The organism is Pseudomonas sp. R4-34-07 (genome assembly GCF_003852375.1).
Lineage (GTDB): Bacteria > Pseudomonadota > Gammaproteobacteria > Pseudomonadales > Pseudomonadaceae > Aquipseudomonas.
In genome coordinates this window covers 4660997-4673668 of record NZ_CP027760.1, presented here as the reverse complement: position 1 = coordinate 4673668, position 12672 = coordinate 4660997, and the positions used below count along the sequence as shown (strand labels likewise).

Sequence of the window (12672 nt, the reverse complement as noted above, 5' to 3'; positions counted from 1 at the left end):
GGGGGCTTGCTCCCGATAGCGGTGGATCAGTCACACATAAACTGACTGATACACCGCTATCGGGAGCAAGCCCCCTCCCACATGTTTTTCAGCGTGTCACTCAGTACTGCGGGTCGCCCACGTGCAGGATCTTCATGCCATTGGTGCCGCCGGTGGTGTGATAGCTGTCGCCCTTGGTCAGGATGACCCAGTCACCTTTCTCGACGACGCCGCGTTTGACCAGCTCGTCGATAGCTTTCTGGCTGACTTCGTTCGGGGCCAGCGAGGCCGGATCGAACGGAATGGTATAGACGCCACGGAACAGCGCCGCACGGGCCTGGGCTTCGCGGTGGGGGGTGAACGCGTAGATCGGCACCGACGAGCGGATGCGCGACATGATCAACGGCGTATAGCCACTTTCGGTCAAGGCGATGATCGCCTTAACGCCCGGGAAGTGGTTGGCGGTGTACATGGCGGCCAACGCGATGCTCTGGTCGCAGCTTTCGAAGACCTTGCCGATGCGGTGGCTGGAGGTCTTGCTGGTGGGGTGCTTTTCAGCACCGACGCAGATACGCGCCATGGCCTGGACGGCCTCCAGCGGGTACGGGCCAGCGGCACTTTCAGCCGAGAGCATCACGGCGTCGGTGTAGTCGAGCACGGCGTTGGCCACGTCGGACACTTCGGCGCGGGTCGGCATCGGGTTCTGGATCATCGACTCCATCATCTGGGTCGCAACGATCACCGCTTTGTTGTGGCGGCGTGCGTGCAGGATGATCTTCTTCTGGATACCGATCAGCTCGGCATCGCCGATTTCCACGCCCAGGTCGCCACGGGCAACCATGACGGCGTCGGAAGCCTTGATCAGGCCATCCAGGGTTTCGTCATCAGCCACGGCTTCGGCACGTTCGATCTTGGCCACCAGCCAGGCGGTACCACCGGCTTCGTCGCGCAGTTTACGTGCGTATTCCATGTCGGCGGCGTCGCGCGGGAAGGACACGGCGAGGTAGTCCACTTCCATTTCGGCGGCGAGCTTGATGTCGGCCTTGTCTTTTTCAGTCAAGGCCGGTGCCGTCAGGCCACCGCCGCGACGGTTGATGCCTTTGTGGTCGGACAGCGGGCCGCCGATGATCACGGTGCAATGCAGTTCGGTCGGGGTAGCAGTGTCGACGCGCATTACCACGCGACCGTCGTCCAGCAGCAGTTCGTCGCCGACGCCGCAGTCCTTGACCAGATCCGGGTAGTCGATGCCTACGACGTCCTGGGTGCCTTCGGTCAACGGATGGCTGGTGGAGAAGGTGAATTTGTCACCGATCTTCAGCTCGATCCGCTTGTTGGCGAATTTGGCGATACGGATTTTCGGGCCTTGCAGGTCACCCAGCAGCGCCACGAAGCGGCCGTGTTTGGCGGCCAGGTCCCGCACCAGCTTGGCGCGAGCCTTGTGCTCGTCCGGGGTGCCGTGGGAGAAGTTCAGACGGGCAACGTCCAAACCAGCCAGAATCAGCTGTTCGAGGACTTCCGGCGAGTTGCTGGCCGGGCCAAGGGTGGCGACGATTTTGGTACGACGGACGGACATGCACAGACTCCTGAGTTCAAGCGCTGGGGAAGGCTACTATGCTCTTTCGTTGTAGTCATTGTTCGTTTGCACTACTTATCGACGATCGGCTTGTTTTTGCTGCGGTGCAAAGGTGAACGCCCTTGAAGATTTTGGACGATAGGTCGATACACTGCACAAGACAGGAGAACCCCCATGCGAATTTTGCTCGTTGCTGCCCTGGCCGTCAGTGTTGTCGGCTGCACCCGCTGGTCGATGGACCATCATTTGAACAACGCTTACCGCGCCTATGGGGTGGGTGACTGCGCACGGGTCACCCTGGAATTGTCCCAGGTAGACCGTGAAAGCCGCACCCGCCGCTATGTGCAGCCCGAGGTTTCGATGTTGCGCGGGCAGTGCCTGGAGCGCCAGAAACTGTTCGTCGATGCTGCGCAAACCTACCAATTCATCATCAGCCAATACCCATCAAGCGAGTACGCTTACCGAGCCCAAGCCCGGCTCGATACCCTGCGCCAGCTGGGGCATTTCTCTGGCGTGACCGCGGCGCAACCACGGCCGGCGTCTTTATGATGGTATTCGTCGCTTCATAACTGGCCTCTTTCCAGTCTTGGGTTATTCTTTGAATAGATGTTTGTACAACTTTCTGTTCAAAAGAATGTAATGCCCGGATTCGGCAGCTGTCTCGTGGCAACGATTTCTTGTCACACCGATATCCAGGGAGAGCGATGGGCTTGTTCCGAATCACTGGCTTTATTGGATGGCGACCTCACCATGTTTATCGAACGACGGATCGAACGGCATCAGCTACCTTATTTCCTGCAGGTGTTCAATCGGCTTACGGACAAGCCAATCGGCTATCTGGGCGACGTCTCTGAAGAAGGGCTGATGCTGATCAGTCAGTTGCCAATGATGATCGGCGCAGATTTTGAGCTGCGCCTGAAGATTCCAGGGCCGGACGGCGAGTTTCAGGCTGTTGACCTTACCGCGACCTGTTTGTGGAGCCGTGAAGATGTCAACCCGCAGCATTACGACTCGGGGTTCCGCGTGCGTCAGGCGTGCGAAGAATACGCACAGCTGATCAGCGCCTTGTTGCATTACTTCAGTTTCGACCCTCAGCAGGCCCCTGTCTGATTATTCATGTGCAGTCGGCCATGGGGGGCCTGTGCCTACCGTGGCCGTGCGCTTGCCGTCAGAACACTCCGGCTTTTTTCCAGCGCAGGTAACGTGTCACCAACGCGGCGCCCAACTCTGACGGCAGGCTATCCAACACCGACAACCCATGAGCGCCCAGGCGATCATGCAGCTGGTTGCGCATGTTGAGGTAGTCAACCGCGCCGCTGTAAGCCAGTGCTTCGGGTAGGGTTTGTACCGGGGCCTGGCGCAGTTGGTCGAGTACTTCCTCTCGCAGACTGGCGACCAGTACCCGATGGTGTCGACCGATCCGCTTGATGGCACCCATCAATGCTTCGTCGTCTTCATCACGCAGGTTGGTCACCACGATCACCAAGGCGCGGCGTTTTTGCCGAGCCAGCAATTGGCTGGCGGCGGCCTCATAGTCAGCGGTCTGGCGTGTGCTTTCCAGGTCATAGACTGCATTGAGCAAGACGTTCAACTGGCCGCTGCCCTTGACCGGCGCCAGGTAACGCGGCTGATCGCTGGCAAAGGTACAGAGCCCGACTGCATCGCCTTGGCGCAAGGCGACATAACTCAGCAACAGGCAGGCATCCAGCGCGTGGTCGAAGTGGGACAACTCGTCGTCCTGGCTGCGCATGCGTCGGCCGCAATCGAGCATGAATACAATCTGCTGGTCACGCTCATCCTCATACTCGCGGGCAATCGGCGTGCGCTGGCGTGCCGTGGCTTTCCAGTCGATCTGACGCAGGCTGTCACCGTCGCGAAATTCGCGTAATTGATGAAACTCCAGGCCTGGTCCGCGCCGCTGGTGCTGACGTACGCCCAGTTGGCTCAGCCAGTTATCCACACCCTGCAACCGGGCACCGGATAAACGCGCGAAGTCCGGATACACGCGAGTGGCATCCGAGGCTTCGATCCAGCGTCGCGCCGACCACAGCCCCAACGGGCTGGGCAAGTGGATTTCGCAGCGGCTGAAATTGAAATGCCCACGTCGCAGGGGGCGCACGCGATAGCCCAACTCGCCGCGCTCACCGGGGCGCAGTGAGATGGATTGCGGCAGGTTATCCACTACCAGTCCTTCGGGCACGTGATCGAACACCAGCACGGTCAGCGGCTGTGGATAATCGTGTTCCAGTGACAGGCGCACTTCTCCCCAGCGCCCCAGCGCCAGGCTACCGGGCAACATCCGCTGTACACGTGCCGAAGGGCGGCGGCGCAAGCGCATGGCATCCAGCATCGCCAGCAACAGCAGGGCCAACAGCAGGCCCCAGGCGATTGCGTGCAAGGTATCGGGCACCTTGAACTGCAACGCCGCCGACGCGCCCAGCAGGATATCGAGGGCCAGCAGAACACCCAGCCAGGTCAGGAGCAGACGGGTCGGTTTCATGCCGGCGTTACTGCCTGGGGGCCGCGATCTGGTCGAGCAACTGCTTGATCACCTGGTCCACCTCCAAACCATCGATATCCAGCTCCGGCGAAAGACGCACTCGGTGACGCAGTACCGCCAGGGCGCAACCCTTGACGTCATCCGGGATCACGAATTCGCCGCCGCGCAACAGCGCCCGCGCACGGGCGCCGCGAACCAGGGCGATAGACGCTCGTGGACCGGCACCGATGGTCAGGCCTGGCCAACTGCGCGTCGCCCGCGCCAGGCGCACGGCATAGTCGAGGACCTGTTCATCCAGAGGCATGCCGCTGGCAATCTGCTGCATCTGCACCACGTCTTCGGCTTGCAGCACGGTGCGCAAAGGCTGCACATCGAGCATGTCGGCCCTGGACGAGCGGGTCACTTCGCGCACCATATCCACTTCCTGGTGCGCCTCGGGATAGTCCATGCGCACCTTGAGCATGAAGCGGTCCAGCTCGGCTTCGGGCAATGGGTAGGTGCCTTCCTGCTCGATGGGGTTCTGGGTGGCCAACACCATGAACGGCTCGCCGATTGGCAATGCCTCACCCTCCAGCGTGACCTGGCGCTCCTGCATGGCTTCGAGCAGTGCCGCCTGGGTTTTGGCCGGGGCGCGGTTGATTTCGTCGGCGAGCAGCAGGTGAGTGAATAACGGCCCCTTGCGCAGCTTGAACTGTTCGGTCTGCAGGTCGTACACCGCGTGGCCGGTGACATCGCTGGGCATCAGGTCCGGGGTGAACTGGATGCGTGCGAAATCACCGCCAAAACAACGGGCCAGCGCACGCACCAGCAACGTTTTGCCGAGGCCGGGTACGCCCTCGAGCAACACATGACCACCGGCAATCAATGCGGTGAGTACGTCATCGATCACCGCGTCCTGGCCAATGACTGCCTTGCGCAATTCAACGCGCAGGGCCTGGGCCTGTTGGCTGGCGTATTGAACGTTTTTTTCGGCGTTCAGGGCTGTGGCCATTGGAGAGTCGCTCATAGGGCATTCCTGAGGGTTTGCAGGCACGCCACCTGTCGGCTGAAGTCGGCGCTGGACAGCCGTTTCAGCGCAGGTGCGCCGAGTGCCTGGCTGATGATAGGGGAAGGTTGTCGCGTCAGAAGTGCCAGCACCTGGCATTGTTCTGCCGTGTCGAGGTGTTCAAAGCCGGGGTGGTGGCGTCGGGCGGTGCGCAGGAGGTCGTGCTGCAAGGCCTGCAGCAATGCGCCCTGGCCGTTGCGGCGTAGCAGGAAGTCGGCGCTGGCGCGCAAATGCTCCTGCAGCTGCCGACGCGCCTTGGGCGCGGGTGCCCGAATCGGGCCCTGGCGCATGCCGGCTTGCCAGAGGGCCAGGGCAATCAGTGCAACAAGCGCGACAAGGGCCTGGGGGAAGTAACGGATCAGCAGGGTAAACAGGTTGTCCACGTCGCTGTTGAACAGCAGCGTGACGTCGGTACCCTGGTTCAGGTACCACAGCAGCCAGGCGTTGTCGTGTTTGCCGATGCTCGGGGTTTTCCACAGGTCGCTGTCGGTGATCACCGTGACGCGGCCCAGCCCCAGGTCCAGTTGCATCAGGTGGCTGGACTTGGCGCTGTTGGCTGAAAACTGCGCCAGGTGCCGGGGGTCGATAAGGTTGAAGTCGGTGTCGAAACTGAAATACGCAGGCTTGGTTTCATTGTCGACATACAGTTTGGTGAGGTCTGGCGCGTTCTTTTTGCGCGGTGGCGCCGGCTCGTCGAAGTCATCACTCAAGGCCTGGCGAAGCTCGAGACGATCAAGCAGCAGGTCGCCGCTTTTGCCGGTTTCTTCATCCCATAACGCCTCGGCCACCAGTAGCAGGTGGCCCCCGGCTTTGGCCCAGGCCAGCAACTGTTCGACCTGGCGTGGGGTCATGTTGCCGCGTTCTCCCAGCAACAGCAGGCTATGGCCTGGTGCAGGCAGGTCGGCAAGCCGCTCTAGGCCGTTGGCATGCGCTACCGTCAAACCTTGCTGGCCCAGGAAATGCTCGGCCGCGAGGTAAGGATTAGCCAGCGCGTCCGGCGCCGGGCCGTGATCCACAACCTCCTCATAGGGAATTGCCTTGTGCCAGGCATACAGACCGCCCACTCCCAACAGGCAAGCCAGCAGCAGTGCCATCCACAGTAAGGGTCGCTTCATTGGCTGGCCCCGCCACTGAAGAGTGCGCGCCAGTCGCTGCAGAGCTTTTGCTGGGCGGCGCCGGGAGGCAGCCGGTGGCCATAGGCGAGGTTTTGCCAGTGCCGGGTCAACTCGTGACTGAATGCCAGCAACTGCGGTTGCTGCAACTGATGGACGCGCTCCAGTACCTGGCCCTCGGTGTCGGCACTTTTGAGCGGCAGGTTGAACTCATGCAGCAGCCGGCTGAGCAGGCCGCGGTACAGCAGGCCAAGGGCTTGCCTCGGTTGGGTGGGCCACAGCTGTTCGGCGGTGCTGGCGATGTCGTCGGGCAACGTCTCGACCCCCAGCTCCAACCCGAACAACTGGGCAGGCGCAGGTTTTGCGGCGTTGGGGCGAGGTCGCCGCCTGCGGCTGACAAACGTGCGCAGCCATTCACGGTAGCGCCACACCACCCAGGCCAGCCCGCCGATCAGCAAGCTCCATAGCAGTATCTCCAGGCCTTGGGCCACGTGCTTGAAGGTGTTGCTGTTGAGGTTGTCGAGCAAGTGCTGGAGCCAGCCAGGTAGCTTACCGTCGCCGCCCTGGACTTTGGGGTCAGTGGCGGGTTTTTCTTCGCCAAAACGATAGCGGGTGACGGTTTGCGGATTCTTGAACGGCGGTTTTTCCAGTAATGCCTTGATCGATTGGCTGGCCGCCTGGGTGCTGAGCGGCTTTGGATCAGCCGGTTCATCCGCCATCGCCGTTGGGCTCAGTTGCGCCAGCGTCAGCCCGACGACCAGCAGCAACAGCGGCGCGACACTGCTCAGGCGTTGGCGCAACCGACGGAACAGCAGCTCCAGGTCCCAAGCCTCCAGGACGGTGCGACGGTTGAGATACAGGCTGAAACCGCAGGCGACGTAGATGGGTTCCCAGAACACCAGGATCAGCGCATAGAAGGCATTACTCAGGTGTTCCAGCCATAGCCCCTGCGGGCCGGTCGCCAATGCCAGCCGCTGCCAGTCCCAATCCAGTTCGACCTGTTCCGGGATGAATAGATAGAACAGCGCCATGCAACCGAACCACAGGCCGATTTCCAGGTGCACCCCGATGATCGTCAGCCAGCGCGCGCCACCCGCGTTGCGCTGTTGCAGTACGCCCAGGCGCTGTTGACGCGCTTGACCCTCCAGGCCTTCAAGCTGGCTCACGGGCAGCACGAAGCTGCGGCTCAGGCTCAGCCGGCGCCAGGTGAGGCTGGCGAGCAGTTGCCCCTTGAGCAGGCGCGGCCACTGGCGAACAGCTTGTCTCAGGCTTGGCGTTTCACCAAACAGCGCCTTGGAAAGAATGTACAGCGGCAAGCGCTCGAAGGCCGGCTTCAGCCACCAGAACAAGAAGATGGCGTAGGACGGGTACTGCCACAGCAGCGCACTGAGCAGCACGAACACCGGCAGGCTGACCAGCGCCCAGCTGCTCATCAGCAATACACGATGTTCCCGGGCCATCAGTACGCCGAGGTCCATGGCTTCCCAGGAGGTGCGGGGGCGGATGACCACGCTGGAGTCAGTCAGGCGCATGGCGAGTCCTGCCGGCGAAGATCAGGTAGGCGGCCACGAACAGCCAAAGTGCGCTGCCCACGAGGTATTTGATCCAGGGCGCAATGCTCGTGGTGGATGACCAGTAGGCTTCGATGAATGCTGCGATCAGCAGCAATAACATGACCCCGCACAGCATCTGCACGCTTTTGCGGGCCGCCAGGCGCAGGGATTCGCTACGTGCCAGGGGCCCTGGAGCGATCAGCGACCAGCCCAGTTGCAGGCCTGCTGCACCGGCCAGTGCGATGGCGCTGAGTTCGAAGGCGCCGTGACCGATCACGAATGACCAGAACGTCTGGCCGTAGCCGATTTCACTGAGGTGCCCGCAGACCGCGCCGATGATCAAGCCGTTAAATACCAGAAAGAACACGCTGCCCAGGCCGAACAGCAAGCCGGCGGCAAAGGTCTGGAAGGCGATGCCGATGTTGTGCATCACGTAATAGCCAAACATCATCCAGTCTTCACTGGAAGCCCGTTCGGCCGCGCGCCCCAGGCGGCTGGCGGCGGGGTCGTACATGCTTTGCATCTCGGCCACTTGTTGCGGGCTGACGATGCTGTAGATCAGGTCGGGGAACAGGTACACCGATAACGCTATGCCCAGCAAGCTGCCGAAGAACAGCAGACTGGAAATCAGTACGAAGCGCCATTGCTCGCGTACCAGGCGCGGAAAATCGGCAAGGATGAACGCCAGTACGTTCGCCGTCGTTTGACTGCGATGGCGATACAGTTGTTGGTGACCGCGCAGCGCCAGTTGTTGCAGGTGGTCTACCAGGTAGCTGCTATAGCCGCGTGCCTGGGCCAGGGCCAGATGCTGGCACAGGCGGCGGTATTGATAAGGGAAGTCGGTTGCCTCGCAGGCTTTGCCTTGCTCTACCTGTTTGAGCAGTTCGGCGAAAGTTTGCCATTGCTGCTGGTGGCGGCTTTCAAAAAGGCTCTGCTTCATGTCGGCCCCAACAAACCGTGGGCCACACCGTTGAGTTGCTCCACGGCGCGAGCCGGAGACACCTGCAAGGGCGCGGCGAGGATGGCAGCCAATTCATGGACCCGCTCGGCAGACAATTCAGCCTGGCGTTCGGCGAAACCGAGTATGGCCCGCTGTTCGCTCAGCTCCAGCGCGAAGGGCAGGCGCAGGGCGGCTGCCTGAGGGATGCGCGGGCGGGCCGACGCCTGATCGCGGTAGACCACCAGCGTACCCGCTGCCAGGTCGCCGAGGCGCTTGAAGTGTGGATGTTGCAGACAACTGATGGCGCCGAAGAAGTAGCCGAAGGGCAGCATGTCGACAAAGCGCAGCAGGTTGCGGATCAGCGACGCCGACCAGCCAATGGGGGTGCCGTCGTCCTGTACCACCCGCAGGCCCACGACCTGCTTGCCGGGAGAGCAGCCCTGGTTGAACACTTCGAACAGCACCATATACCACCAGCTGACCAGGAACAGCAGCAGGGAGCCCAAGCCGAGCCCGAGGTTGCCAAGCAGCGCCAGGGGCACCAGCAGGACGCCCATGATCACGCCGCGCACGAGCAGGTCGAAGGCAAAGGCCACGGCCCTTGGCAGCAGGCCGGCAGGGCGCAAGGGCAGGTCGATACCCTCGGGGGTCTCGATCTGGTAGCAGGTATCCAGAGGAGCTGTTGGCATTGCGATCCTTGGCAGTGCGAAGCGACTGAGAGAGACGGATGCTAGCAGTGTCGAGGCTGGAAGCAACCCTTCAAGCTTTTGCTGGATGTTTGTCCAGTAAGGTATCGCTGGCCCCTGACACCTCGCAGCGCCTAGACTTTGCCGGTCTTCAGCACAGGAACAGCCCGTGACCTCTATTTTCTGGTACGACTACGAAACCACCGGGATCAACCCACGCAGCGATCGCCCGCTGCAGGTGGCCGGCATTCGTACCGACCTCGAGCTCAACGAGGTCGGTCCGCCGATCAATCTTTATTGCCAGCCTGCCGACGATATCCTGCCCCACCCGGCGGCGTGTGCGATCACCGGTATCACGCCGCAGGTCCTGGCGCAGAAGGGCCTTGCCGAAGCGGATTTCATGACGCGGGTGCATGCCGAACTGTCTGCCCCTGGTACGTGCGGCGCGGGTTATAACACCCTGCGATTTGACGATGAAATGACGCGCTACAGTCTGTATCGCAACTTTTTCGACCCTTACGCGCGCGAATGGCAAGGCGGCAACAGCCGCTGGGACCTGATCGATGTGATGCGTACCGCCTATGCCCTGCGCCCGGAAGGGATTGTGTGGCCCGAGCAGGACGGGCGCGTGACGCTCAAGCTCGAGCGCCTGACCCAAGCCAATGGCATCGACCACGGCCAGGCCCACGATGCATTGTCTGACGTGCGCGCAACCATTGCCCTGGCGCGATTGGTGCGGGACAAACAACCCAAACTGTATGAATGGCTGTTCCAGCTGCGCAGCAAGCAACGGGTGATGGACCAGGTGCGATTGCTGCAGCCGCTGGTGCACATTTCCGGACGCTTCAGCGCCGAGCGGCATTACTTGGGCGTGGTGTTGCCTCTGGCTTGGCATCCGCGCAATCGCAATGCATTGATTGTCTGTGACCTGGGGCTCGACCCGCAGGGCCTGCTGGAACTGGATGCCGACACGTTGCGCAAGCGCCTCTATACGCGGCGTGAAGAACTGGCGGAAGGTGAGCTGCTGGTACCCCTGAAGTTGCTGCACATCAACCGCTGCCCGGTCGTCGCGCCCTTGAAGGTGCTGCGCGCGCAAGATCGCGAGCGCCTGCAATTGGATATGGACGTTTATCAGGCGCGGGCGCTGCGACTAACTGACGCACAGGAAGTTTGGCGTGACAAGTTGGCGAGCGTTTACGCCGAGGAGGAATTTGCGCCGAATGCCGATCCGGAGCAGCAGCTCTACGAGGGTTTTATCGGCGACCGTGACCGACGCTTATGTGAACAAGTTCGCCTGGCAGAGCCGCTGCAACTAGGGCGTCAGCAATGGCCTTTCGATGATCATCGGTTGCCGGAATTATTATTTCGCTACCGCGCGCGTAACTTTCCTGAAACCTTGAACAATGAGGAACAACAGCGCTGGAGACTTTTCTGTCAGCAACGTTTGTCAGACCCGGTGTGGGGCGCACCCAATACCCTGTCGGCATTTAAGGCGGCGCGCCAGGAGTTGCAAAACAATGCGACAGCGTTTCAGTGCCAGGTACTGGGTGAATGGCAAGACTATGCCGACTCTTTAGCCGCTCGCCTGAGTCTGTAGCTGCATAACTGCAAAACATCCAGACAATAAAAAACGCCAGCAAGCTGGCGTTTTTAATGTGTCGCGTATCGGGTGTGGATCCGACCAGGCTTAGCCCAGCAGGGTCGCCCAACCTTCAACCACGTCACCGCCCCACTTGGCTTTCCACTCTTTCAGCGTCTTGTGGTTGCCACCTTTGGTTTCAATCACTTCACCGTTGTGCGGGTTTTTGTATTGCTTGACCTTGCGAGCACGTTTGGTGCCGGTAGTTTTCACAGCGCCGCGAGGTGCTTTAACTTTCGATTCCGGATCCAGCAGTGCGATGATGTCACGCAGGGATTTGGAGTATTCGCCCATCAGGGTGCGCAGTTTGCCTTCGAATTCCAGCTCGGTTTTCAGCTTGTCGTCTTGCGACAGGTTCTTCAAACGGGCTTGCAGCTCTTTGATAGCTTCTTCGGTGGCGCGGTATTCGTTGATCAGGGACATGTGGACTACCTTATGTAGAACGCTGATTGACAGGGTGAGTGGCCCAATAATAGTCAGGCAATTTCACCAAGTAAACATTTAAGCAGCTATTTATGTGAATTACATTGAATGTTTGTGGCAATGCGCTGCAGTCGAGTTAATTATCAGGTGAGTGGCTGAGAATAATCAGCTTAATGCGGCTAAGTGCCGAGCTTAGCCGTGCACGTACATATAGCGGTGGTAAAACCTTACGCTATTAAGGGCTGTTGCCACGGCCGGGACTCAGAATAAGCCGCAAGGAGTACTGCAGTTTTTCTGCGCAATCGCTAGAATGGCGGCCTTTGCGAAGTTCTGGAGTTTCCCCCTAATGCGCACTTTTCGGCTGGTGATTGCTTGCCCGGACCGGGTTGGCATCGTTGCCAAGGTCAGTAACTTTCTGGCCTCTCATAACGGTTGGATCACCGAGGCGAGCCATCACTCGGATGATCTCAGCGGCTGGTTCTTCATGCGTCACGAAATTCGTGCCGATACACTGCCTTTTGGTCTGGAAGCCTTTCGTGAGGCGTTTGCGCCGATTGCCGAGGAGTTTTCGATGACCTGGCACATCACCGACACGGAGCAGAAAAAACGTGTCGTCCTGATGGCCAGCCGTGAATCCCACTGCCTGGCGGACCTTCTGCACCGCTGGCACAGCGATGAGCTCGATTGCGAGATCGCCTGTGTGATCTCCAACCATGATGACCTGCGCAGCATGGTCGAATGGCACGGCATCCCGTATTACCACGTGCCGGTCAACCCGCAGGACAAGGAACCGGCGTTCGCCGAGGTGTCGCGCCTGGTCAAGCAGCACGACGCCGATGTGGTAGTGCTGGCGCGCTACATGCAGATCCTGCCGCCGGAACTGTGCCGCGAATATGCCGGTAAGGTGATCAACATTCACCACAGCTTCCTGCCTTCGTTCGTGGGGGCCAAGCCTTATCACCAGGCCTCCCTGCGCGGCGTGAAACTGATCGGCGCGACCTGCCACTACGTTACCGAGGAGCTGGACGCCGGTCCGATCATCGAGCAGGACGTGGTACGCGTCAGCCACAGCGACAGCATCGAAGACATGGTGCGTTTCGGGCGTGACGTCGAGAAGATGGTGCTGGCGCGCGGCCTGCGTTATCACCTGGAAGATCGCGTGTTGGTGCACGGCAACAAGACCGTGGTGTTCTGATCGACGCTTGTTGATTGAATAAGCGGG

12 protein-coding genes are annotated in these 12672 nt (G+C 60.6%); 4 read left to right on the top strand and 8 right to left on the bottom strand.

Annotation, left to right across the window (positions count from 1 at the left end; genetic code table 11):
• Positions 1 to 100: 100 nt before the first annotated feature.
• Positions 101 to 1552: a pyruvate kinase gene (gene pyk, locus C4J85_RS21550; RefSeq protein ID WP_124368190.1), complete on the bottom strand. Its 1452-nt coding sequence runs from the start codon at positions 1550 to 1552 to the stop codon at positions 101 to 103.
• A gap of 174 nt (positions 1553 to 1726) precedes the next feature.
• Here pyk and C4J85_RS21545 point away from each other — a divergent pair, with 174 nt between their 5' ends.
• Both C4J85_RS21545 and C4J85_RS21540 read left to right on the top strand, forming a co-directional pair.
• The gene (locus tag C4J85_RS21545; protein ID WP_124364211.1) at positions 1727 to 2101 is read left to right on the top strand and encodes a tol-pal system YbgF family protein; all 375 of its coding nucleotides are present in this window, start codon (positions 1727 to 1729) and stop codon (positions 2099 to 2101) included.
• A 201-nt stretch (positions 2102 to 2302) separates the two neighbouring features.
• Positions 2303 to 2662: a PilZ domain-containing protein gene (locus tag C4J85_RS21540; protein ID WP_124369016.1), complete on the top strand. Its 360-nt coding sequence runs from the start codon at positions 2303 to 2305 to the stop codon at positions 2660 to 2662.
• Between the two features lie 58 nt (positions 2663 to 2720).
• Here the strand turns inward: C4J85_RS21540 and C4J85_RS21535 are convergent, their stop codons facing one another.
• Genes C4J85_RS21535 through C4J85_RS21510 form a run of 6 tightly spaced genes read right to left on the bottom strand, consistent with a single transcriptional unit; the run spans position 2721 to position 9391 of the window.
• Entirely contained in the window at positions 2721 to 4052 is a 1332-nt protein-coding gene (locus C4J85_RS21535) for a DUF58 domain-containing protein (protein ID WP_124410672.1), read from the bottom strand.
• A 7-nt stretch (positions 4053 to 4059) separates the two neighbouring features.
• Positions 4060 to 5058, bottom strand: coding sequence for a MoxR family ATPase (locus C4J85_RS21530; protein WP_124408051.1), 999 nt, complete (start codon positions 5056 to 5058; stop codon positions 4060 to 4062).
• Complete coding sequence (locus C4J85_RS21525; RefSeq protein WP_124410671.1) at positions 5055 to 6212, bottom strand: DUF4350 domain-containing protein; 1158 nt, start codon at positions 6210 to 6212, stop codon at positions 5055 to 5057. Before C4J85_RS21525 ends, C4J85_RS21530 begins: the two co-directional genes overlap by 4 nt.
• Entirely contained in the window at positions 6209 to 7741 is a 1533-nt protein-coding gene (locus C4J85_RS21520; RefSeq protein WP_124410670.1) for a DUF4129 domain-containing protein, read from the bottom strand. The genes C4J85_RS21525 and C4J85_RS21520 overlap by 4 nt, the downstream gene beginning before the upstream one ends.
• The gene (locus C4J85_RS21515) at positions 7728 to 8702 is read right to left on the bottom strand and encodes a stage II sporulation protein M (RefSeq protein WP_124410669.1); all 975 of its coding nucleotides are present in this window, start codon (positions 8700 to 8702) and stop codon (positions 7728 to 7730) included. Before C4J85_RS21515 ends, C4J85_RS21520 begins: the two co-directional genes overlap by 14 nt.
• Positions 8699 to 9391 carry an RDD family protein gene (locus C4J85_RS21510; protein WP_124410668.1) on the bottom strand — a complete coding sequence of 231 codons (693 nt, stop codon included), beginning with the start codon at positions 9389 to 9391 and terminating at the stop codon, positions 8699 to 8701. Before C4J85_RS21510 ends, C4J85_RS21515 begins: the two co-directional genes overlap by 4 nt.
• A gap of 166 nt (positions 9392 to 9557) precedes the next feature.
• On the opposite strand from C4J85_RS21510, the gene sbcB reads away from it, so the two are divergent.
• Positions 9558 to 10985: an exodeoxyribonuclease I gene (gene sbcB / locus C4J85_RS21505; RefSeq protein ID WP_124368183.1), complete on the top strand. Its 1428-nt coding sequence runs from the start codon at positions 9558 to 9560 to the stop codon at positions 10983 to 10985.
• A gap of 90 nt (positions 10986 to 11075) precedes the next feature.
• Here the strand turns inward: sbcB and mvaT are convergent, their stop codons facing one another.
• On the bottom strand, positions 11076 to 11450 hold the full coding sequence (gene mvaT, locus C4J85_RS21500; RefSeq protein ID WP_003175830.1) for a histone-like nucleoid-structuring protein MvaT: 375 nt from the start codon (positions 11448 to 11450) through the stop codon (positions 11076 to 11078).
• 346 nt (positions 11451 to 11796) lie between these two features.
• Between mvaT and purU the strand changes: the two genes are divergently transcribed.
• Positions 11797 to 12645 (top strand): formyltetrahydrofolate deformylase, encoded by an 849-nt coding sequence (purU, locus tag C4J85_RS21495; RefSeq protein WP_019821236.1) that lies wholly within the window; start codon positions 11797 to 11799, stop codon positions 12643 to 12645.
• Positions 12646 to 12672: the final 27 nt, after the last annotated feature.

What these genes read in the sequence shown, in the direction of transcription:
- pyk (WP_124368190.1), bottom strand. Translation starts at nt 1,552, where the DNA reads ATGTCCGTCCGTCGTACCAAAATCGTCGCCACCCTTGGCCCGGCCAGC.
- C4J85_RS21545 (WP_124364211.1), top strand. Translation starts at nt 1,727, where the DNA reads ATGCGAATTTTGCTCGTTGCTGCCCTGGCCGTCAGTGTTGTCGGCTGC.
- C4J85_RS21540 (WP_124369016.1), top strand. Translation starts at nt 2,303, where the DNA reads ATGTTTATCGAACGACGGATCGAACGGCATCAGCTACCTTATTTCCTG.
- C4J85_RS21535 (WP_124410672.1), bottom strand. Translation starts at nt 4,052, where the DNA reads ATGAAACCGACCCGTCTGCTCCTGACCTGGCTGGGTGTTCTGCTGGCC.
- C4J85_RS21530 (WP_124408051.1), bottom strand. Translation starts at nt 5,058, where the DNA reads ATGAGCGACTCTCCAATGGCCACAGCCCTGAACGCCGAAAAAAACGTT.
- C4J85_RS21525 (WP_124410671.1), bottom strand. Translation starts at nt 6,212, where the DNA reads ATGAAGCGACCCTTACTGTGGATGGCACTGCTGCTGGCTTGCCTGTTG.
- C4J85_RS21520 (WP_124410670.1), bottom strand. Translation starts at nt 7,741, where the DNA reads ATGCGCCTGACTGACTCCAGCGTGGTCATCCGCCCCCGCACCTCCTGG.
- C4J85_RS21515 (WP_124410669.1), bottom strand. Translation starts at nt 8,702, where the DNA reads ATGAAGCAGAGCCTTTTTGAAAGCCGCCACCAGCAGCAATGGCAAACT.
- C4J85_RS21510 (WP_124410668.1), bottom strand. Translation starts at nt 9,391, where the DNA reads ATGCCAACAGCTCCTCTGGATACCTGCTACCAGATCGAGACCCCCGAG.
- mvaT (WP_003175830.1), bottom strand. Translation starts at nt 11,450, where the DNA reads ATGTCCCTGATCAACGAATACCGCGCCACCGAAGAAGCTATCAAAGAG.
- purU (WP_019821236.1), top strand. Translation starts at nt 11,797, where the DNA reads ATGCGCACTTTTCGGCTGGTGATTGCTTGCCCGGACCGGGTTGGCATC.